This is a genomic window from Rhodococcus sp. NPDC060084 (assembly GCF_042730335.1).
Classification (GTDB): domain Bacteria; phylum Actinomycetota; class Actinomycetes; order Mycobacteriales; family Mycobacteriaceae; genus Rhodococcus.
This window is the reverse complement of sequence record NZ_JBHWWX010000025.1, coordinates 38686-59659: the sequence shown is the minus strand read 5'-3', so window position 1 is coordinate 59659 and position 20974 is coordinate 38686. Positions and strand designations below refer to the sequence as shown.

General features: G+C 68.3%; 24 protein-coding genes. 3 read left to right on the top strand and 21 right to left on the bottom strand.

Annotation, left to right across the window (positions count from 1 at the left end; all coding sequences use genetic code 11):
• Positions 1-38: 38 nt before the first annotated feature.
• The 5 genes from ACFWBU_RS14245 to ACFWBU_RS14225 all read right to left on the bottom strand — a co-directional run bounded on the left by ACFWBU_RS14245 (position 39) and on the right by ACFWBU_RS14225 (position 2782).
• On the bottom strand, positions 39-431 hold the full coding sequence (locus tag ACFWBU_RS14245) for a phage holin family protein (protein ID WP_169619454.1): 393 nt from the start codon (positions 429-431) through the stop codon (positions 39-41).
• 43 nt (positions 432-474) lie between these two features.
• Positions 475-1053, bottom strand: coding sequence for a Clp protease N-terminal domain-containing protein (locus tag ACFWBU_RS14240; protein ID WP_346765265.1), 579 nt, complete (start codon positions 1051-1053; stop codon positions 475-477).
• 5 nt (positions 1054-1058) lie between these two features.
• On the bottom strand, positions 1059-1274 hold the full coding sequence (locus ACFWBU_RS14235; RefSeq protein ID WP_169651265.1) for an HTH domain-containing protein: 216 nt from the start codon (positions 1272-1274) through the stop codon (positions 1059-1061).
• A 69-nt stretch (positions 1275-1343) separates the two neighbouring features.
• Entirely contained in the window at positions 1344-2447 is a 1104-nt protein-coding gene (locus ACFWBU_RS14230) for a PLP-dependent cysteine synthase family protein (RefSeq protein ID WP_378528552.1), read from the bottom strand.
• A 5-nt stretch (positions 2448-2452) separates the two neighbouring features.
• Positions 2453-2782 carry a DUF4229 domain-containing protein gene (locus tag ACFWBU_RS14225; protein ID WP_169619618.1) on the bottom strand — a complete coding sequence of 110 codons (330 nt, stop codon included), beginning with the start codon at positions 2780-2782 and terminating at the stop codon, positions 2453-2455.
• Between the two features lie 263 nt (positions 2783-3045).
• Here ACFWBU_RS14225 and ACFWBU_RS14220 point away from each other — a divergent pair, with 263 nt between their 5' ends.
• On the top strand, positions 3046-3255 hold the full coding sequence (locus ACFWBU_RS14220; RefSeq protein ID WP_072704338.1) for a BldC family transcriptional regulator: 210 nt from the start codon (positions 3046-3048) through the stop codon (positions 3253-3255).
• 209 nt (positions 3256-3464) lie between these two features.
• Entirely contained in the window at positions 3465-3674 is a 210-nt protein-coding gene (locus ACFWBU_RS14215; RefSeq protein WP_296549454.1) for a hypothetical protein, read from the top strand.
• 88 nt (positions 3675-3762) lie between these two features.
• Here the strand turns inward: ACFWBU_RS14215 and ACFWBU_RS14210 are convergent, their stop codons facing one another.
• The 7 genes from ACFWBU_RS14210 to hemL all read right to left on the bottom strand — a co-directional run bounded on the left by ACFWBU_RS14210 (position 3763) and on the right by hemL (position 11027).
• Positions 3763-4809, bottom strand: a complete 1047-nt coding sequence (locus ACFWBU_RS14210; protein WP_378528550.1) for a MinD/ParA family protein — start codon at positions 4807-4809, stop codon at positions 3763-3765.
• 49 nt (positions 4810-4858) lie between these two features.
• Positions 4859-5830 carry a c-type cytochrome biogenesis protein CcsB gene (ccsB, locus tag ACFWBU_RS14205; RefSeq protein ID WP_169651269.1) on the bottom strand — a complete coding sequence of 324 codons (972 nt, stop codon included), beginning with the start codon at positions 5828-5830 and terminating at the stop codon, positions 4859-4861.
• Positions 5827-7518, bottom strand: a complete 1692-nt coding sequence (locus ACFWBU_RS14200) for a cytochrome c biogenesis protein ResB (RefSeq protein WP_378528549.1) — start codon at positions 7516-7518, stop codon at positions 5827-5829. Before ACFWBU_RS14200 ends, ccsB begins: the two co-directional genes overlap by 4 nt.
• Positions 7515-8351 (bottom strand): cytochrome c biogenesis CcdA family protein, encoded by an 837-nt coding sequence (locus ACFWBU_RS14195; RefSeq protein ID WP_378528551.1) that lies wholly within the window; start codon positions 8349-8351, stop codon positions 7515-7517. The genes ACFWBU_RS14200 and ACFWBU_RS14195 overlap by 4 nt, the downstream gene beginning before the upstream one ends.
• A gap of 33 nt (positions 8352-8384) precedes the next feature.
• A complete protein-coding gene (locus ACFWBU_RS14190; RefSeq protein WP_169651270.1) occupies positions 8385-8987 on the bottom strand; it encodes a TlpA disulfide reductase family protein in 603 nt (200 codons plus the stop codon).
• Positions 8984-9634 (bottom strand): histidine phosphatase family protein, encoded by a 651-nt coding sequence (locus ACFWBU_RS14185; protein WP_169619435.1) that lies wholly within the window; start codon positions 9632-9634, stop codon positions 8984-8986. Before ACFWBU_RS14185 ends, ACFWBU_RS14190 begins: the two co-directional genes overlap by 4 nt.
• A 67-nt stretch (positions 9635-9701) precedes the next feature.
• Positions 9702-11027 (bottom strand): glutamate-1-semialdehyde 2,1-aminomutase, encoded by a 1326-nt coding sequence (gene hemL / locus ACFWBU_RS14180; protein ID WP_169619433.1) that lies wholly within the window; start codon positions 11025-11027, stop codon positions 9702-9704.
• 125 nt (positions 11028-11152) lie between these two features.
• Between hemL and ACFWBU_RS14175 the strand changes: the two genes are divergently transcribed.
• The gene (locus ACFWBU_RS14175; RefSeq protein WP_378528548.1) at positions 11153-13099 is read left to right on the top strand and encodes an acyl-CoA dehydrogenase; all 1947 of its coding nucleotides are present in this window, start codon (positions 11153-11155) and stop codon (positions 13097-13099) included.
• Here ACFWBU_RS14175 and ACFWBU_RS14170 read toward each other — a convergent pair.
• The 9 genes from ACFWBU_RS14170 to ACFWBU_RS14130 all read right to left on the bottom strand — a co-directional run bounded on the left by ACFWBU_RS14170 (position 13081) and on the right by ACFWBU_RS14130 (position 20937).
• Positions 13081-13284, bottom strand: coding sequence for a cation transporter (locus ACFWBU_RS14170; protein ID WP_169619430.1), 204 nt, complete (start codon positions 13282-13284; stop codon positions 13081-13083). The genes ACFWBU_RS14175 and ACFWBU_RS14170 overlap by 19 nt on opposite strands.
• A 43-nt stretch (positions 13285-13327) precedes the next feature.
• Positions 13328-13819, bottom strand: a complete 492-nt coding sequence (locus ACFWBU_RS14165; RefSeq protein ID WP_206036433.1) for a hypothetical protein — start codon at positions 13817-13819, stop codon at positions 13328-13330.
• A 213-nt stretch (positions 13820-14032) separates the two neighbouring features.
• Complete coding sequence (locus tag ACFWBU_RS14160; RefSeq protein ID WP_346765035.1) at positions 14033-14566, bottom strand: hypothetical protein; 534 nt, start codon at positions 14564-14566, stop codon at positions 14033-14035.
• Positions 14563-15540, bottom strand: coding sequence for a porphobilinogen synthase (gene hemB / locus ACFWBU_RS14155; protein WP_169619428.1), 978 nt, complete (start codon positions 15538-15540; stop codon positions 14563-14565). Before hemB ends, ACFWBU_RS14160 begins: the two co-directional genes overlap by 4 nt.
• Before the next feature lie 45 nt (positions 15541-15585).
• Positions 15586-17151 (bottom strand): uroporphyrinogen-III synthase, encoded by a 1566-nt coding sequence (locus tag ACFWBU_RS14150; RefSeq protein ID WP_378528546.1) that lies wholly within the window; start codon positions 17149-17151, stop codon positions 15586-15588.
• A gap of 63 nt (positions 17152-17214) precedes the next feature.
• Complete coding sequence (gene hemC / locus ACFWBU_RS14145; protein ID WP_169619424.1) at positions 17215-18225, bottom strand: hydroxymethylbilane synthase; 1011 nt, start codon at positions 18223-18225, stop codon at positions 17215-17217.
• Positions 18222-19646: a glutamyl-tRNA reductase gene (locus ACFWBU_RS14140; protein WP_169619422.1), complete on the bottom strand. Its 1425-nt coding sequence runs from the start codon at positions 19644-19646 to the stop codon at positions 18222-18224. The genes hemC and ACFWBU_RS14140 overlap by 4 nt, the downstream gene beginning before the upstream one ends.
• Positions 19643-20488 carry a redox-sensing transcriptional repressor Rex gene (locus tag ACFWBU_RS14135; RefSeq protein ID WP_169651273.1) on the bottom strand — a complete coding sequence of 282 codons (846 nt, stop codon included), beginning with the start codon at positions 20486-20488 and terminating at the stop codon, positions 19643-19645. Before ACFWBU_RS14135 ends, ACFWBU_RS14140 begins: the two co-directional genes overlap by 4 nt.
• Positions 20489-20646: 158 nt before the next feature.
• Positions 20647-20937 (bottom strand): glutaredoxin family protein, encoded by a 291-nt coding sequence (locus ACFWBU_RS14130; RefSeq protein WP_169619418.1) that lies wholly within the window; start codon positions 20935-20937, stop codon positions 20647-20649.
• Positions 20938-20974: the final 37 nt, after the last annotated feature.

Genomic DNA, 20974 nt, shown 5'->3' with positions numbered 1-20974 from the left:
GTTCCGGGCGGCAGAACTGCCGCCCGGAACGGGCACCGTCAGTCGCGGTCGGGTACGGCCAGGCCGAGAACGAAGTTGACGAGCGAGATGATGATCGCGCCCCAGAAGGCGGACCAGAATCCGGCGATGGTCAGTCCGTAGTCGGTGAATCCGCTGAGCCATGCGGTCAGCCAGAGCATCAGCGCGTTGACGACGAGCGTGAACAGCCCGAGGGTCAGGATCACCAGGGGCAGCGACAGCATCTTCACGATCGGTTTGACCAGTGCGTTCACCGCGGTGAAGATCACCGCGAGCACGACCAGCGTGATGATCGTCCCGAGGTCGGTCTGGGACGCGCCTCCGGGTTCCGTGACACTGATGCCGGACACCAATTGAGCGGCAAGCCACAGGCCGATGGCGTTGATGATCAACCGCAGTACAAGTGAAATCATGCAGTCACTGTGGCACATCGCCTGCCACGGAGTCGCAGAGGTTTCAGGCGGCCTCGTCGAGGTGCTCGACGAGGCGTCGTCGCAGTTCGTCGCGGTGTACGTGCGCCTCGACCAGCGCGGTGGCCGACGGGTCGCCGCACCGGAGCACACCGAGCAGGAGGTGTTCGGCACGAATGACCCGTTCGTGCCGGGCGATCGCCTCTCGGAGAGACAGTTCGAGCACCTTCTTGGCCCCCCTGTCGAATGGGATGTGGCCGAACCGCCCCCACAGATTCCCGCGTCCTGCATCGCCCGTTCCAGAAGGATCGCGGTCGAGAACACCTTCGCCGAACGTCTCCTCGAGCCGCGATTTCACCGCGTCCAGGTCGATGCCGATCGCGTCGAGTGCGGCAGCGTCGTCGGCACCGAGCGCATCGCCGGGTGCCTGTGCGGCGCAGTCGTCGCGGAGACCGTCAACCGTAAGATCCGCGTCGGCGAGCAGGTCGCGCAGAGGCTCGTCCGCGCTGACGAGGACTCCGAGCAGCAGGTGCGACGGGTGAATCCGTTGAGCCTCGAGTCGTTTCGCCTCGGATTGCGCGGCGACCACCGCGGACCGGGCACTGTCTGCGAACTTTTCGAACACGACGATCACCTGCGCTTCCGGTTGTGCTTCTGGTGGACGGCCTGTCTGCTCACTTCGAGTTCGTCGGCGATGGCCTGCCAGGACCAGCCCTGATTCCTCGCGTTCTCCACCTGGACCGTCTCGAGTCGCTCGAGCAGTCGCCGGAGCGCGCGGACCGCGCGAAGGCCCACTGCCGGGTCGGGGCTCGCGGCAGATGCCGCCAGGTCGGTGGTGTCGGTCATGCTGTCAATGTAGGTTGACAACTGTGGCGACGTCAATAGATGTTGACAAACAGAGACCCTCGACAGGGGTCAGTCGGGTATGCCGGGACTCCACAGTCCGGTGGCTGCGAACTTCTCGAGCACAGCCGTCGACTCCGCCAGGTCGATCGACTCGGCCGCGAGCCAGTCGTCGGAGAAGTACGTGTCGCTGTACCGCTCGCCGCCGTCGCACAGCAGCGTCACCACGCTCCCCCGGCGGCCGTCGGCGAGCATGTCCGCGACCAGCCCGAAGGCACCCCACAGATTGGTCCCCGTCGAACCGCCGACGCGCCGGCCGAGCGCCTCGCCCGCATGCCGCATCGCGGCGATCGACGCCGCGTCCGGAACCCGGATCATGCGGTCCACGACCTCCGGGACGAACGACGGTTCCACCCGCGGCCGGCCGATCCCCTCGATACGGGACGGCATTCCGGTGGTGTAGTCGGCCGAACCGCTCTCGTAGCCGCCGAAGAACGCCGAGTTCTCCGGGTCGACCACCGCGAGACGGGTCCGGTGACGGCGATACCGGATGAAGCGACCCAGCGTCGCGCTCGTTCCTCCGGTGCCGGCGCCGACCACGATCCAGTCCGGCACCGGGTGCTGCTCGAGCCGCATCTGCGAGTAGATGCTTTCAGCGATGTTGTTGTTCCCGCGCCAGTCGGTCACACGCTCGGCGTTCGTGAACTGGTCCATGAAGCACCCACCGAGTTCGTCGGCGAGACGTCGTGCCTCGCTGTACATCTCGGACGGCCGGTCGGTGTAGTGGCAGCGGCCACCGTGCGCCTCGATCAGCGCGACCTTGGCCGGGGATGTCGTGCGCGGCACGACCGCGACGAAGGCGAGACCGAGAAGCTTCGCGAAATACGCCTCGCTGACCGCGGTGGACCCGGACGACGCCTCGACGATCGGGGTGTCCCGGGTGATCCACCCGTTGCACAGGCCGTACAGGAACAGCGACCGTGCGAGACGGTGCTTGAGACTGCCGGTGATGTGCGTCGACTCGTCCTTGAGATACAGCTGCACGCCCCATTCGGGGGGAAGAGGGTAGCGGAGCAGATGGGTGTCGGCACTCCGCTGCGCGTCCGCTTCGATCAGCCGGACGGCATTGTCGACCCAGTCACGCGGCTCGCTGCGGTCGACGACCGCGGCACCCACGTCGGTCACCGGCGGCCTTCACCGCGCAGCCGGTTCTCCAGATCTGCGCGATCGGTCCGGCGGCGCTCGTCGACGGCAGCGATGCCCTCGTTGACGCGACGGCGGAGCGTTTTGAACAGCACCAGCGAGACCGGGAGCGCGATGAGCACTGCGAACAGCGCGGCCACCAGCAGCGGGATCTCGACACCGAAGACACGCGGCACGTAGATGATCAGCAGCGCGAGCACGACGACGAGTCCGAGCCGCGCGAGGGAGTACAGCGCCACATCGCGAACGAGGGTGCCCGTGCTGCCGGAAGCACGCACGGCGCCCTTCGCGGGCGTTGTGTGTGAAATGCCCTCGGAGCGGCTATCCGAGGAGGAGTCTTGTTCCGGGGAGTCGTTCCGGCGTTCGTCGTTCACCCTTCCAGGGTAACTGTCGGCGCGGTACGGGCACGGGACACCGACCCCTGAGGCTTGGCCGCTCGTCCGTTTTGTCTATTACTTCCGCTTTACCAACGGCTGACCGTTCGAGCAACCAGGGGTTCCGGTGCAACCATGTCACTGGACAACACGATCGAATACCTCGATCAAGGCAATCCAACCGGGAGGATTTCAAGATGAGTGCACCCACTTTCAACGGCGCCAAAGAATCCCTGCTCACTCCGGGCCAGGTGGCAGCCCTGTTCCATGTGGACCCGAAGACGGTCACCCGGTGGGCTCACGCAGGTCGACTGGGGTCACTCCGGACACCAGGCGGCCACCGTCGATTCCGCGAGTCCGAAGTGCTCACGCTCCTTCGGTCCCTGACGACCGAAGCCACACGCTGATCACGCGCCGCTGAAACTCCGCAGGGCTTGCTCCGCAGCGGACCCGACCGCTGCCCGCGCCTGCGGTGAACGCACCACCACCCGGACCCGACCCGTTACCGGTCACACCCGTCCCAACGGGCACAACTCCGGGGCGCATAGACTGTGGGAACGTAGGTCGCCGGCACCGGATCCCCCCGACGGTGCCGTCCACGGCTAGGAGGTGCGTAGTGCTCTACCTGTTGGCCCTCATCGGCGCGGTGACACTGGCCGTTTTGCTGTGGAAGGCATACGGGCCCAATTCCGGAAAGCCGCCCACCCGGGTCGTCGGTCCCGACGACGACCCCGAGTTCCTCTGGAAGGTCGACCGCGAAGTACGACGCCGTCCGCCTGACGACACGGCGCGACCCGACCCGGACAGTGGCGATACCGGGAAGTGAGGTTCCCGGTCGCCGGAACACCGGACGCACCGACGATCCTGCGAGATAGACCCCACGTCACGAACAACGACGTCACGAAGACACGCATTCACGGCTTTCGGCTGCGGCCGGAACCCGTTCCCGACTCGGCGAAACCGGCCGCGACGTCCGCGGCCAGGCCCAGCAATGCCCGCCGCGTGCCTTCCTGCAACCGGCCGAGATCGATCTCCGCGCCCTCTTCCAGATGCGGATCGAACGGCAGGACGTGCACCGCGCGGCAACGCTGCGCGAAATGTCCCACGAGCCGGTCGAGATCGACCTTTCCCGAGCGCGGCCGTACCGCATTGACCACCGCGAGGGATTGCGAGACGAGATCCCGGTATCCGTGCGCCTCGAGCCAGTCGAGCGTCGCCGATGCGCTCTGCGCGCCGTCCACCGACCCCGAACTGATGACGATCAGCGTGTCCGCGTTTCCCAGGATCGAGCGCATCGCCGAATGCATGAGTCCGGTTCCGCAATCCGTGAGAACGATGCTGTAGAAACGCTCGAGCACGGCGAGAGTGCGCTCGTAATCCTCCCCGCTGAACGCTTCCGAGACCGCCGGGTCGGTGTCCGACGCGAGCACTTCGAGGCGATGCGAGTTCTGCGACATGTACTCCCGGACGTCCGCGTAGGTATCGAGCCGCTGCTCGTCACGCAGGAGAGTCCGGACCGTTGCGGTGGTCTCGGCGGCGATCTTCTGGCTGAGGGTTCCCCGGTCCGGGTTCGCGTCGACAGCGACGACCCGGTCACCGCGAAGCGCCGCGAAGGTCGACCCGAGAGTGACCGTCGTGGTCGTTTTGCCGACCCCGCCCTTGAGACTCAGCAGCGCGATCCGGGAGCACCCGTGCGACGGCGTGCGCACTCTGTCGACGAGGTCGCGACGGCGTTGCTCCCGTGCGCTGTCACCGATGGTCAGCAGGCCACCGCTCGCGTGGAACACCGCACGACGCCATCCCCGGCGCGGCGGCGAGGCCACCGGGCGAACCAGGAGCGACGCGTCGAGGTCTCGCGCGGTCGGCTGTCCGGCCCCCGGTAGCTGCGTTCCGTCCCCCTGCGTTCCGTCCCCCTGCGTTCCGTCCCCCTGCGTTCCGTCCCCCTGCGTTCCGTCCCCCATCGCCTACTCCCCCCGCTGTTCGCCTGCGACGGCGCGACGATAGCAGGGGTCAGTTCAGTCCGGCGTACGAGTGCAGGCCCGAGACGACCATGTTGATGATGAACAGGTTGAACAGCATCGCGACGAAGCCCGCGACGTTGATCCAGGCCGCGCGGGTGTTGCGCCAGCCCGACGTGGCGCGTGCGTGGAGGTACGCGGCGTAGATGACCCAGGTGATGAACGAGACGGTTTCCTTCGGGTCCCAGCCCCAGAACCGGCCCCACGCCGCTTCGGCCCAGATCGCGCCGAGAATGATGCCGGCGCCGAACAACGGGAAACCGATGATCGTGGTGCGGTACGCGAGCCGGTCGAGGATCTGGGCATCGGGAAGACGCTGTGCCATCGCAGCGAAGAACCCGCTCGACGCTTCGCCCTTGGGGTAACGGATGCGCAGCAGGAACAGCAGGCTCGCGACACCCGAGACGAGGAAGATGCCGCTGCCGACACTGATGATCGTGACGTGGATGGGGAGCCAGAACGACCGCAGCGCGGGCACGACGGGCGCGGCGTCTGCGTAGAGCACGGTGGCCGCGAGGAACATGAGGATGAGCACCGGAACCAGCACGTACACCCACATGATGCGGTAGGACGGCTTGCGGAGCATCACCAGGCCGAAGACGATCGCCGCGGCGCACGCCATCGCCACGAACTCGTACATGTTGCCGAGTGGGAACCGTTCCGTGGCGAATCCGCGCAACACGATGGACGCGATCTGGAGAGCGGCGACGACCACGACCAGCGCGCGCCCCATGTTGCCCAGGCGCTGCGACAGCGTCCGGCCGTTCGTCTCGGTGACCCGGCCCGGTCCGTCGGCCGGAACGCTGCTGCCCGACGCGACGAGCACCCGCTCGCGCTCGGCGACAGCGTCGGCGCGGTGCGTCGCATATTCGGCGACCAGCAGGATCAGTGCCAGTACCAGCACCGCGAACGCCGACTCGAAGGCCCAGTCGCTGTACTGCGCGAGGGTGTCGTTGAGTGTCATGCCTTTTTCTCCTGTGCCGCCGGGGCGGAGGCGATGTCGTCGTGTGAAGTGCCGACGTGCGTGGGGGAATGTCCGAGAAGTCGCTCGACCAGATGGTCGAACTCGTCGCCCCACCCGGCCTGATCGGTGCGCGCGAGCCCACCGACCTCTACTACGGTTCGTCGTTTACCGTCTGTCACTGTACCGGCCGGATACACCCGAACCCATACCCTGCGTCGTTTCACGACGAGGGAGACCAGCAGACCCGCCATCATCGTGATCGCCGCGACCAGCACCCACTGCTGTGCCGGGTCGTGCGAGACCTGCAGGTTCACGAAGTCGACGGCACCGTCGAAACGCACCTGCGTGCCGTCCGCCAGCGTCACGCTCTCCCCCGGCATGAGGTTCACGCGGTCCTGCTTGACGAGGCGGCCCTGGTTGATCAGTTCCTTGTTGAGCGAGAACAACGACTGGGGACTGCCCGTGTCGAGGCCGGCTTCACCCTTGTAGACGTCGATCGCCACCGCGGGGTCGAGCATCGCGGGAAACACCGACGACAACAGCGTCCCGTGGAAGGAGGCCGTCGGGGCGAACAGACCCTCGATCGCGATCTGGTTCTTCCGGCGCTCGTCCTGCTCGGTGAACATGTCGCCGGGCGGGTCGAATCGCATCGCGCCGCTGCTGAGGAAGGTCGTCGCGTCCTCGGGCGCCCACTGCAGCGTCTCGGTGCGGGTCTCGCCGTTCGGCCAGGTGACGGTGAACGTGGGCGCGTAACCGTGTCCCTGCAGGTACACGCGGTCGCTGCCGACGCGCAGTGGGTGGTTGACCTTCAGTTGGGCGTCGCGCCAGGTGTCGGTCGCGAGGTCGTCGCCGTACTGGTACTCGATGTTCGACGTGAACATCTCGGCCTGGCCGGTGTCGAGGTAGTCGGCCGAGAAATCGTTGACGCGCAGGCACATCGGGTTCAGGCCCGTGCCGTCGAGGTTCACGCCGGCGATGAACGAGTCGAACGCCGCGGGTGACGTCGTGCAGAATTCTTCGCCGTTCGCGACCACGATGCGCTGCCCCTCGTAACCGAGCAACTTGCCGATCGCGACGGCAGCGAGCAACGCGACGAGCGAGATGTGGAAGACCAGGTTTCCCACTTCCCGCAGGTAGCCCTTCTCCGCCGAGAGGGTCAGCTCGCCGTCGTGAGCGCGAGGTCCGCCCTCCCGACGCTCGACCTTCCACCCACGCAACTGCCCGCGTACCCGGTCGAGCACCGCGTCGGGCGCGTCGTCCACGGTGGTCTCGACGTGGTGCGGCAGGCGCGCGAAGTTTCGGGGCGCAGGTACCGGCGGGGTGCGCAGCGCGCGGTAGTGCGCGACGCAGCGCGGCAGAATGCAGCCGACGAGAGAGACGAACAGCAGGACGTAGATCGCGGTGAACCAGAAGCTGCCGAACACGTCGAAGAGTTCGAGCCTGTCCATGAGCGGACCGAGGGTCGGACGGGCGCTGATGTACTCGTCGACCTTGCCCGCATTGAGACTGCGCTGCGGCAGCAGGGCGCCCGGGATCGCGGCGAGCGCGAGCAGGAACAACAGCACCAGCGCCGTGCGCATGGAGGTCAGGCCACGCCAGGTGTTGCGTACGAGAGCGAACGCCCTCCCGGCGGGGGTCTGCCGCGGCGGTCGCTGCGGGGCAGGAGCGGGCGTGTCTGTGGCGGTCATACTGGCAAGATCACTTCCGAGATGAAGGCGTCCCGAACCCAGGACACGAACAGGTCCCATGCCCCGGTGACGAGAGCGATTCCGACGACCATGAGCAGGACGCCGCCGACGATTTGCACGGTACGCGCGTGCGTACGCAACCAGCCCACGCCGCGCAGCGCTTTGGCGGAGCCGAGCGCGAGCACGATGAACGGCAGGCCGAGTCCGAGGCAGTAGGCCACGATGAGGGTCACTCCGCGCGCAGCGGTGGTGCCTTCGGTGCCGGCCGCGAGCGAGATGACGCCGGCCAGCGTGGGGCCGAGGCACGGGGTCCAGCCGAGTGCGAAGACCGCGCCCAGCAGCGGAGCACCGGCCAGGCTCGAGATGCGCCGGGGCTCGGGACGCGTATCGCGTTGCAGGGCCGGAATGAGCCCGATGAACACCAGTCCCATGACGATCGTGACGACGCCGCCGATGCGCATGAGCAGTTCTCTGTTGACGGCGAGCGCCGAGATCGCCCCGAAGACCGACGCTGTCGCGAGCACGAAGACGACGGTGAATCCCGCGACGAACAGCGCGGCCGCACCGGCGACGCGCAGACGGCCGTCGTCACGGACCTTGGTGGTGCGCGCTCCGGCCTGATCCGCGGTGACGGCCGGTGCCTCGGCGCCGACGACGCCCGCGAGATACGACAGGTATCCGGGGACGAGGGGAACAACACACGGGGAGGCGAACGAGACGAGGCCCGCAAGCATGCACGCGCCGACGGCGAGCAGCAGCGGACCGGAGAGCGCCGTGTTCTGGAAGGTGTCGCCGACTCCGGAGGCAAGCACCGCCTCCGCAGTCCCCGACATCAGCATTCCCGCGCCCGCTGCCCCGCTCACGATCTACCCCTCGTCCGCTTCGGCTGCGACGCGTTCCACGACCGGTTGCAGGTCGCTTGCGAGCAGTTCGGTGAGGAAGACGGCGGCGACCCGGTGGTCGCGGTCGAGGACCACGGTGGTGGGCACGACCGACGTCGGATAGTTGCGTCCGAGCGCCAGGAGCGACCGCATCGACGGGTCGTAGATCGACGGGTAGCCGACCTGCTGCGACACGACGAAGTCCTGCGCCTTGTCGCGCTGGTTGTCGCGGACGTTGATGCCCAGGAACTCGACTCCCAGATCCTTGGTCTGCTCGTAGACCTCTTCGAGATCGTCGGCCTCGCTACGGCAGGGTGCACACCACTGGCCCCAGACGTTGAGCACGACGACCTGTCCCGCGAAGTCCTCGAGGGAAATCGTGGCGCCCTCGTTCATGAGGTCGTCACCGGTCAGCTCACCGAGGGTGCCGCGCTCGGAAGGCGGATCGTAGAAGATGCGGGTCTGCCCACCGGGCGACACGAAGTCGAACGTACCGCCGGTCGCGACGGCATCGTCTCCGGTCGCACACGAGGTGAGCAGCCCGGCACTCAGCAGTACCGCGCACACCACCCCGAACACTTTTCTCATGCGCCGTGCACGTTCGGGTCGGAGGCACCGGCCGGCTCGGAGTAGACGAGGTCGACCAGGGTGTCGCCTTCGTAGACGAGCGAGGTGAGCGATGCGAGGCTGCACTGACGGTGGCGCGGGTCGTGCCACAGCCGCTCGCCCTCGAGGAAGCGGCGCAGCGTCCACACCGGGAGCTGGTGGCTCACGCAGACGGCCTCGTGACCGGCTGCGGCGACGCGCGCGGCGTTGACCGCGGCGAGCATGCGGTGCGCGATCTGCAGGTACGGCTCGCCCCACGACGGGGTGAACGGGTCGCGGAGTTTCCACCAGTGCCGGGGCCGGCCCAGCGCACCGTCGCCCACCGACACCTTGAGGCCCTCGAAGTCGTTGGCGGCTTCGATCAGGTTCTCGTCTGTGCGGATGGTGAGGCCGTGCTTCTCCGCGATGGGCGCGGCGGTCTGCTGTGCACGCTCGAGCGGCGAGGCGACGACGTGCGCGATGTCGTGGTCGGCGAGGGAAGCCGCAACGGCCCGGGCTTGCGCTTCACCGGTCGCCGACAGCTGGAATCCGGGGAGGCGGCCGTACAGGATGCCGTCGGGATTGTGCACCTCACCGTGCCGGAGCACGTGCACGATGGTGCGGGTCTCGGACGGGGCGGCTTCGGTCACGTGAGTATTCCTCGGGGTGATGGGCGGAGCGAACGGATCAGGACGGGCAGGTCGTCTACGGGGCAGGTCAGGGCGCGGTCGCGGCGGCGGCTGCGCGGGCCGCGTGCGGAAGGGCATCGGCGATCCGCGAGAACGCGGCGTCGTCGAGGGCGGCGGACACGAACCAGGTCTCGAATGCACTCGGCGGCGCGTACACGCCATGGTCGAGCAACGCGTGGAAGAAGGCGGGGAAACGCCAGGTCTGGGCAGCCTTGGCCTGGTCGTAATTCGTGACCGGGTCCTCGGTGAAGAAGACGCTGAGCATGGTGCCGGCGTTCTGGATCCGGTGCGGCACGCCCTCGGCGCTCAGGGACTCGCCGAGAAGGCGGCCGAGCGTCGCGGCATTGCGGTCGAGCGCGGCGTAGACCTCGGCGTCGGCGGCGCGCAGGCTCGCGAGCCCGGCGGCGACGGCCACGGGGTTACCGGACAGGGTGCCGGCCTGGTACACCGCACCCGCGGGGGCGAGGTGCGCCATCACGTCGGCGCGACCGCCGAACGCGGCGGCGGGCAACCCGCCGCTCATCACCTTGCCGAACGTCATCAGGTCACCGGCGACCCCGTCGATGCCGTACCAGCCCGTGGCACTCGCACGGAATCCGGTCATGACCTCGTCCATGATCAGCAGCGCGCCGTGCTCACGGGTGAGCGCCTTCAGTCCCTCGTTGAATCCGGGCACCGGCGGCACCGTGCCCATGTTTCCGGCGGCAGCCTCGGTGATGACCGCGGCGATCTCGCCGGGATTCGCCTCGAACGCCGCGCGTACGGCGTCGAGGTCGTTGTAGGGCACCACCAGCGTGTCGCCCGCCTGCGCCCCGGTCACACCCGGGGAGGTGGGCAGCCCGAACGTGGCGAGCCCCGATCCGGCATCCGCGAGCAACGCGTCCACGTGACCGTGATAACAGCCGGAGAACTTCACAATCTTGGACCGTCCGGTGAATCCACGCGCAAGACGTACCGCGCTCATGGTCGCTTCGGTGCCGGAGTTGACGAGCCGTACCTGCTCGACGGGAGCAATTCGAGCGACGATTTCTTCGGCGAGTTCGACCTCGCCGTCCGTGGGCGCGCCGAACGACAGGCCCGACGTAGCGGCCGTGCGGACCGCGTCGACGACGGCGGGATGCGCGTGCCCCAGAATCATCGGACCCCAGGAACACACCAGGTCGACGTAGGTATTTCCGTCCACATCGGTGAGCGTGCATCCCGAGCCCGAAGCGATGAAGCGGGGCGTGCCGCCGACCGATCCGAACGCCCGGACCGGAGAGTTCACACCCCCGGGAGTGACCTTCGATGCCCGTCGGAAGAGTGCGGCGGATCGGGTGTCGCGGTCGGGCGCAGCATCGGGAGTCGCAGTCACGACTTCCAGTGTCCCAGTTTCGCCGGATTTGCCAAAAAAGCAGTGCGCCAAACCTGGTGTGTTTCTTCTCCCGGACGGTAGGGAAAGGCTGCCTTTTCCGGGGCGGATCACCTTATGGTCGAGCCATGCCGACCACAGCCGAACACCTCCGCACCGCACTCGACGGCGCGTGGCACGACGCCCGCCACCGCGCCCGCACCGATCTGGCCGACCCCGCGTTCGCGCCGCATTACACGCCGGAACTCGAGGAGGCCCGCGCGATCACCCTGAAGCAGATGAAGATCCTCGCGGAGCGCGGCTACGCGGCGTCCGGTTTCTCCGTCGAGTCGGGCGGGACCGGCGACCCCGGCGGGGCGGTGGCGTCGATCGAGATGCTCGCGATGTCTGATCTGTCGCTGATGGTCAAAGCCGGGGTGCAGTGGGGACTGTTCGGCGGGGCGATCGAGAACCTCGGGACCGAGCGTCACCACAAGGAGTACATCCGGCCGCTGATCGACCTCGATCTGCTCGGATGCTTCGCGATGACGGAAACCGGGCACGGCAGCGATGTCCAGGCGCTGGAGACCACCGCCACGTACGACCCCGCAACCCAGGAATTCGTCGTCCACTCCCCCACTCCGTCGTCCCGGAAGGACTACATCGGCGGGGCGGCGCAGCACGCAAAGGTCGCGGCGGTGTTCGCACAGTTGGTCACCGGCGGCGAGTCGCACGGCGTGCACTGCTTCGTCGTTCCCATCCGCGACGAGGACGGCAACGACCTGCCCGGGGTGACCACCTCGGACTGCGGTCACAAGGGCGGACTGCCCGGCGTCGACAACGGCCGGATCATGTTCGACTCGGTGCGGATCCCCCGCGAGAACCTGCTCAACAAGTACTCGGATGTCGAACCGGACGGCACGTACGTGTCCGACATCGACAATCCGAGCCGCCGGTTCTTCACGATGGTCGGCACGCTGGTGCGCGGCCGCATCACGGTCGGTGGGTCCGCGGGCGCCGCGGCGCGGGTCGCACTGACCATCGCCACGCAGTACGCGGAGAAGCGCCGGCAGTTCGACGCGCCGGGCCGCGAGGCGGAGGTGCCGATCATGGACTACCTCGTCCACCAGCGCCGTCTGCTCCCGCTCATCGCGCGGTCATATGCACTGGGATTCGCGCAGAACGAGTTGCTCAGCACCATGAACCGTCTCCAGTCCATGTCGCTGGAGGACCTCGATCCCCAGGAGCAGCGCGAACTCGAGGGTCGTGCCGCAGGCCTGAAGGTGGCCCACACCTGGCACGCGTCACGAGCGATCCAGGAGTGCCGGGAAGCGTGCGGCGGCGCGGGCTACATGGCGGAGAACCGGCTCACCGCTCTGCGCGCCGACGTGGACGTGTTCACGACGTTCGAGGGTGACAACCATGTGCTCACCCAGCTCGTGGCGAAGGAACTGCTCACCTCCTACGCCGACGAGGTGCAGGGCATGAGCCCGGTGGATTGGATGCGCTTCGCCGCGACGACGATCTCCGATGTCGTGAAGAAGCGGACCGCTGCGCAGCAGATCATCCAGACCTTCCTCGACACCCGGCAGGACAACGAGGAGGACGGCAGCCTCTTCAACCGCGGTACGCAGCTGACGATGTTCGAGGACCGCGAGCAGTATCTGATCTCGACGGCGGCGCGACGCCTCCAAGCGGCCATGAACCGCGAGGAGAACGCGTTCGACGCGTTCAACTTCGTGCAGGACCATGTGCTGCACGCCGCCGAAGCGCATATCGACCGCGTGGTGCTGGAAGCGTTCGTCGCGGCGATCGACGACTGCAAGGACGAAACGGCGTGCGGCCTGCTCTCGGAGCTGTGCGACCTCTACGCGCTCACCGTGATCGACGGCGACAAGGCCTGGTTCATGGAGCATCGGCAGCTGTCGGTGGAGCGCGCCAAGGCCGTGGGGCGCGGCATCAACGAGCGTTGCCGCACCCTGCGTCCGTATGCCCTGACGCTCGCCGAAGGTCTCGGCGTGCCGGAGTACCTGCTCGGCTCGGCGATGCTCGACCGGGAAGGCGCGGTCGCTCCGCTTCAGGGCGCGAGCGCGTAACCCGCTTCGTCGACGGCGGCGGCGACCGCAGCTCTATCCGGTTCGCTGCCGCTGTCGACGACGAGCTGTCCGGTCTCGAGGTCGGCCTTCGCGGCGGTCACTCCGTCGAGCGCGCCGACTTCTTCTTCCACGGCGGCGACGCAGTGCCCGCAGGTCATGCCCTCGACGCGGTACGTGGTCTGCATGGTGGTGTGTTCCTTTCTCGGGGGGACGCCCGCAAATATACCCCTAGGGGGTACCTGCGGCACGAACGAGTTCCTCGAGTCGCGCCCGCAGTCCGTCCGCGTCCTTCGCCCAGGCCCGGACAAGTGCGCCGCCGCGCAGGCGCAGCCCGACCGCGGTGCGGCCCCGGGGCACGCCCGAGAGTTCGCCGAGGGTCCGGGCCGATTCCCACCGATCCGGCTTCCACGGGTCGGCCGACGGCGGCAGCACCGCCTCGATGTCGTCCACCGGCAGTTCTTCGGTGCCCTGGCGCAGCACGCTCGGAGTGAGCTCGACACTCACGTGCCGCCGGGCAGCGACGACCATCGGATAGACGAATCCGGCAAGCAGGAGCGCGATCACCGGCAGCGCGATCCAGTGGACGACCGGCCCGGTCGCGATCTCGACGACGAGCCCCACCGCGCACAGCACCGGACCGTAGGCCACCGTGCGCCGGCGGCCACCCGGTTCGTGGAACAGCGGCACGGTGATATCGCCGGTGGGAGATGTGCCGCTCAAGCGGTGAGTGCTCCGGGTATCACGATCAGCAGCGTGGTCACCAGGCCGAGCACGGCGATAAGGGCGATCAGGACCAGTTCGCGACGACGCCCATAGGGCCTCGGTTCCACCTGCATGACGTCCTCGAGGTCGACGGGAACGGCCGTGTCCGGCCGCGGATGCCAGCGCTCACCGTACTATCCCCGCACGCGGATCTGAACCCGGTGACGCGCTCTAATCCTGTGGAAGCCGGAGGAAGTACCGGTTCGAGTCCTTCCGGTGCATCAGAACGATGGCACCCACCGTGAGCACCGCTTGCACGATGCCCACGAAACCGAGTATCCAGCCGAGGGTGCCGCCGCCGACCCCCACACCGAACACTGTCGGCAGGGTCGACAGGGACATGAACACCCCGAGCAGGGTCAGCAGCATTCGGGCCCAGTTCTTGCCACGCCGCAACTGCCTGACCACGAGGTACAGGACACCGATGAGTGCCAGACCGAGCGCGGCGGTGAGCCCGACCACCACCGGCACCGCGGACTCCAACTGCTCGCTCGTGACGCCCTCGAACGCCGGATCCTGGGCCATCTCGGTCATGAGATCGACCAGTTCGGTACGCCTGGCCACCATGTCGACCAGGCTCGCGACGAGCGTCACGACAGCGAGGCCGAGTACTCCACACCACAGTTGGTACGCCGTTGTGACATCCGCAGGTACGGGCCGCTCGGACGGCGCGGCGGACACCGGCGGGGGTACGGGAAAGCTCACGACAGCCGGCCCGCGACCTCTGCGGCCCAGTAGGTGAGCACGATGTCTGCACCCGCACGGCGGATGCCGATCAACGATTCGAGGATCGCGGCGTCGCGGTCGATCCAGCCGTTCGCGGCCGCGGCGGAGATCATCGAATACTCACCCGAGATCTGGTAGGCGGCCACCGGCACCGGCGACCGGTCCGCGACTTCCCGAAGCACGTCGAGGTACGACATCGCCGGCTTGACCATGACCATGTCGGCGCCTTCGGCGAGGTCGAGATCCACCTCGTGCAGCGACTCGCGACGATTCGCCGGGTCCTGCTGGTAGGTCCGGCGATCGCCGTCGAGGGACGAGCCGACGGCCTCGCGGAACGGGCCGTAGAACGCGGACGCGTACTTCGCGGCGTAGGCGAGCTGGCCCACGTCCGTGTAGCCCGCGTCGTCGAGCGCCGCGCGGATCGCCGCGACCTGGCCGTCCATCATCCCGCTCGGCCCGAGCAGATGAGCGCCCGACTCCGCCTGAATCACGGCCATGTCGGCGTACCGCTCGAGCGTCGCGTCGTTGTCGACGACGCCCGAGTCGGTGAGCACTCCGCAATGCCCGTGGTCGGTGAACTCGTCGAGGCACGTGTCGGCCATCAGCACCGTCGAGTCGCCGAGTTCGCTGCGCAGCGACCTGAGAGCGCGATTGAGGACGCCGTTCTCGTCGGTCGCACCCGACCCTCGGGCGTCCTTGTCTTCGGCGCGAGGCACGCCGAAGAGCATCAGCCCGCCGACACCCGCCTCGACCGCGGCGGACGCCGCAGCGATCAGCGACTCGCCGGTGTGCTGGTACACACCCGGCATCGACGTGATCTCGCGAGGCTCCGATATTCCGTCGGCAACGAACATCGGCAACACGAGATGCCGCGGCTCGAGGGAGGTTTCGGCAACCAGCCGACGCATCGCCGGCGTACTGCGCAACCGGCGCGGACGAATCTCGGGAAACATTCGGACTACATCACCTTCCAGGAGAGACACCACGCCGTACGGGGATCAGCGGCGGGCGCGGGACTTCTTCCGCGGCGGAGGCAGCGCACCTTCGGCGCGCAACCGGGCCGCGTGCTCGGCCAGGGCCTCGACGAGCGGTCCCACCTGAGCGGTCTCGGGCTGCACGTCCACGCGCAGGCCGAACTCGATCGCGGTCTCGGCCGTCTTCGGTCCGATGCACGCAACGATGGTGCGCGCGTGCGGCTTTCCGGCAATACCCACGAGGTTGCGGACCGTGGACGACGAGGTGAAGCACACCGCGTCGAACCCGCCGGTCTTGATCATCTCGCGGGTCGACGCCGGCGGCGGCGCCGCCCGGACGGTCCGGTAGGCCGTGACGTCGTCGATCTCCCAGCCACGTTCACGCAGACCCTCGGCGAGCGTCTCGGTCGCGATGTCGGCCCGGGGCAACAGAACCCGGTTGACGGGATCGAACACGTCGTCGTACGGCGCGAACTCCGCGAGCAGGCCTTCGCTGGACTGCTCTCCGCTCGGAACCAGTTCGGGGATGATGCCGAACGAGCGCACCTTGTCGGCGGTGGCCTGACCGACACATGCGATCTTCACGCCCGAGAACGCACGAGCGTCGAGACCGAACGCCTCGAACTTCTCCCACACGGCGCGCACCGCGTTGGTGGAGGTGAACACCACCCACTGGTAGCGGCCGTCGACGAGACCCTTGACCGCGCGTTCCATCTGCGCCGGGCTGCGCGGTGGCTCGACCGCGATCGTCGGCACCTCCATCGGAATGGCGCCGTGGGTGACGAGACGATCGCTCATCTCCCCGGCCTGTTCCTTGGTGCGGGGCACCAGCACGGTCCAGCCGTACAGGGCGCGCGACTCCCACCACGACATCTTGTTGCGCTGCGAGACCACCTTGCCGACGGTCACGACGAGCGAGCCGACGAGTTCGGAACCCGCGTCGTTGAGCGTCGCGAGGGTCGCTTCGACGGTGCGCTGCTGACGCGTGGTGCCGCGCACCGTGATCGCAGCGGGAGTCTGGGGCGCGAGTCCGTGCTCGACGAGTGCGCTCGCGGTCTCGGCCAGATGCCCCGACGTGGCGTGCAGGACGAGCGGGCCCGGAGCCGCGGCCAGCGCGGCCCAGTCGACCTCGCCGCGCACGTCGACCTCGGTGTGACACGAGCCGAGGGCCATGCCCGCGTAGCTCGGCACCGACGATCCGGCGGGCAGGCCCGGCAGAACCTCGAAGACGACCTGCGTGCGGGCGACGGCATTGACCTCGGCGATTACCGAGTCGGTCGTGAGCGGATCGCCTGCGACCAGGCGCACGACGTCGCGTCCGGTCTTGGCTTCCGCGACGAGCGTCTTCGCCACCTCGGCGGGCTCGCCCAGGGCGGGCCGGACCTCGGCGACGGGCTCCCCCGTCTCGGGGTCGGTGCCGTGATCGGTCCCGACGAGCGCAACGACGCCCTTGTCGACATCGGGGTCGGTGAAAGCGATGGTGGCACCCGTGAGCACGTCGTGCGCGCGCACGGTGAGCAGTGCCGGATCGCCCGGTCCAGATCCCACGAACAGGATCCGTCCGGGAGTGTTCTTACGGACTCGGCTCATCGGTCATTCTCCAGTGCGGTCAAATCTGCGGTAAGGGAAAAAAGGGGGAACAACTCGGCCACGTCAATCATCCGCCGTGGCCTGTTCGGGCAGTATGCCGTCGGCGGTCATCAGGCCCCGGGCACCGAGTTCGAGCAGTTCGCGGGCCACCGCACGGCCGAGTTCCTCGGCACGCTCGGGGGCGCCGACCGCGCTCGCGCGCAGCACGTCCGAACCGTCGAGCGCGGCGGCACAGCCTCGCACCGACAGCTCCTCGAAGACGCGCCCGTCCTCGTCGATCGACTCGACGACCTCGGCGAGCGCCCCGACGGGAGCCGTGCAGCCGGCTTCCAGTTCGGCGAGCAACGACCGCTCCGCGACCACAGCGGCGCGACTGGCGGCGTCGTCGAGAGGCGCGACCAGCGCGATCGTCTCGGCATCGTCGGAGCGGCACTCCACCGCGAGAGCCCCCTGCGACGGTGCGGGCAGCATCTGTACCGGTTCGAGCGCCTCGGTGACCCGGTCGAGCCGGCCGATGCGCGACAGTCCGGCGCGCGCGATCACGATCGCGTCGAGTTCGCCGGAGTCGACCTTGCCGATGCGGGTGTCGATGTTGCCGCGCAGCGGCTCGAGCTCGAGGCCCAGTCCCAGCGCGGCGAGCTGGGCGCGACGGCGGGGCGCGGAGGTCCCGACCTTCGAGCCCCACGGCAGCTCACCGAGCACGAGACCGTCGCGGGCGACGAGCGCGTCGCGCGGATCTTCCCGCGGCGGCACTGCCGCGACGACGAGTTTCGGGTCCTGGAAGGTGGGCAGGTCCTTGTACGAGTGGACTGCGATGTCGACCTCGCCGTTGAGCAGCGCCTCACGGAGTTCGGCGGTGAACACGCCGACGCCGATCCGCTGGACGGGGCCCGGCGTGACGTCACCCTTCGTCGTGATGATGACGAGTTCCGCGGGATGCCCGGCGGCTACCAGCGCGTCGCGCACCGTTCCGGCTTGGGTGGTGGCGAGCACACTGCCGCGGGTGCCGATCCGCAAGGTGCGGCGCTGCCCGGGTGCGTCGATCCGGGTTGCCGAAGCGGCTTCGGTGCTCATGCCTTGCCGTCCTTTCGTGGGGCCTGCAGCTCAGTGGTGACCGCAGGGTCGAGTGCGGCGGACAGGTCCGTCGCCATGGTCGGGTCGGTCAGCGACCCAAGTTCTTTGGTCGGGGTGGCGACCGCGTCGACCGCGCCCGGACGCAGCTCGAACAGCTCGCGCAGAGCTTCCGCGTACTGGTCGCCGCCGGGGGTCGAGGCGAGTTGCTTCACCCGCACGGTCGGCGCGTGCAGCAGTTTGTCCACCACTCGCCGGACGGTGCGTGCGACCTCGTCACGCTGCGTGTCCTCGAGATCGGGCAGGCGGGATTCCAGACGCATCAGTTCGCCCTCGACGACCTCGGCCGCGCGCTGACGCAGTGCCGTGACCGTGGGGGTGACCTCGGCGAGCCGCTGCGCCGTGAGGTACTGCGACAGTTCCGACGCGACGATCGCGCGCGCGGCCTCCGCGTCGGAGGACGCGGCACCGGCGGCAGGATCGCGTTGCAGCGACTCCATGTCGAACACCGTCACGCCGGGCAGACCGGCCACGGCCGGTTCCACGTCGCGCGGCAGACCGAGATCGCAGATCGCCAGGGGACGCTCGCCGCGTCCTGGCTGTGCGAGCGCACGGTGCGCGTCGGCGAGGGTGACCACCGTTCCGACTGCGCCGGTGCAGGTCACGGCGACATCGACGCGCGACAGTGCGGAGGCGAGATCGTCGAACGCAACGACGTCGGCCTCGACGCCGTTGGCACGGGCGGTCTCGGCAAGTCGCTCGGCGCGCTCACGCGTGCGGTTGGCCAGCACGATCGTGCCGACGCCGGAACGGGTGAGGTGCGCGACGGCGAGGCCGCCCATCGCACCGGCACCGATCACCGCGGCGGTGCGGCCGCGCAGCCCGTCACCTCCGAGGAATGCCGAGGCCTTGTCGAGAGCCACCGACACCACCGAGGCGCCGGCGGAATCGATCCCGGTCTCGGAGTGCACCCGCTTGCCGACACGCAGCGCCTGCTGCGCGAGTTCGTGCAGGGTCCGGCCGGCGGCCTGCTGGGCATCGGCCGACGCGTATGCCGTGCGGATCTGCCCGAGGATCTGCTGTTCGCCGACCACCATCGAGTCGAGTCCGCTGGCCACGGAGAACAGGTGCTCGGCTGCGGCTTCGCTGTACCGGACGTAGGCGTGCTTCTGGAGTTCGGCCAGGTCGAGCCCCGAATGTTCGGCGAGCAACTCACCGACCGTCGACAGGGCGCCGTGGAACGCATCGACGACCGTGTACACCTCGACCCTGTTGCAGGTCGAGACGATCATGGCCTCGGAGATGCGGCCGGACGCCATCATCTTGTCGGTGAGCTTGGGGCGGTCGGTATCTGCGACCGCCACCTTCTCGAGAATCGAGACCGGAGCACTCCGGTGCGAAATCCCGACGAGGAGAACACTCACGGCGCGATCACCGATCCGTTTCTGGTCACGGCCGGACCCAGTGGGCCCGCCTTACCTGTTTGGGTTCGCCGAGCGGAACTCTGCGTGGACACTCGCGCGAGACCGGACGCCCGGGCGCCGTCTGCGGTTCTGACGAGTTCGTCGTGGCGGGTGCTGTTGAACGACAGCACCTGCATCTCCACGGCGAGGTCGACCCGGCGCACCTCGACGTGGTCGGGCACATCCAGTTCGATCGGGGCGAAGCTCAGCACGCTCCGGACGCCCGACCGCACCAGCAGGTCGCACACGTGCTGGGCGACGTCTTCGGGAGTCGCGACGACTGCGATGGTGGCACCGAGTTCGCGGGCGTCCTCTTCGAGCGCGTCGACATGCCGGACGATCAGATCGCCGACGCGGGTTCCGACGACCGCGGGATCGGCGTCGAACAGGCCCGCCATGGTGAACCCGCGGCGATCGAACCCCGGGTACCGGGCGAGCGCACGGCCCAGGTTGCCCACTCCGACCAGCACGACGCGGTGTCCGCGGTCGAGGCCGAGAGCGTTTTCGATACGCGATTGCAGGCGCAGGACGTCGTATCCGACTCCCCGCACGCCGTTCGGTCCGAGGAACGACAGATCCTTGCGCAGTTTGGCCGAACCGACCCCGGCGGCGGACGCGAGTTCCTCGCTCGACACGATCAGAGTGCCCGCTTCGACGAGCGCTCCGAGGACCCGCAGATAGGTCGCGAGACGCGTCACAGTAGCCTGGGGGATATCCCTCACCGGGACAACGGGAGCGGCACCCCCGCCGGAGTCGGCGGTACCGCGGGCGTCCTCGCCCTGCGGTGGGTGCAACTGCGTCACGTTGTGGCTCCTCGTCCGGCCTGTGGACACACGTCTGGCCTCACGGTGATCCGGGGATTTCGTTCACCCCACGGTAACCGCTTGTGAAGCCATGCACAAAGTTGCTCGAAGGCCCCCGAATGTGCTTCTCACCTGCGTCACGGCCGACGAGGGTCCGCTCAGCGGGCCAGATCGGCACGCAGTCGCGCCTCGTCCACCTCCCAATAACTGTGCTCCCGCCCGTCCAGCAGGACGACGGGCAGACGGTCGCCGAATTCGGCACGCAATTCGGGATCCCTTGCGGCAGCTTCGTCCACATCGATGCAGGTGACCTGCAGCCCGAACTCTTCACAGAGCTGCTCGAGCTGCCGGTGCGCCGGCTCGCACGCGGCGCACCCGGCACGGACCAGAAGCGTGACGTCGTGACGGAGTGCGGACGCGTCGGGGGCGCGGAAACGATCATCGGTCATGCATCCACTCTGCGCCATCGTCCGTCGAGATGAAGGT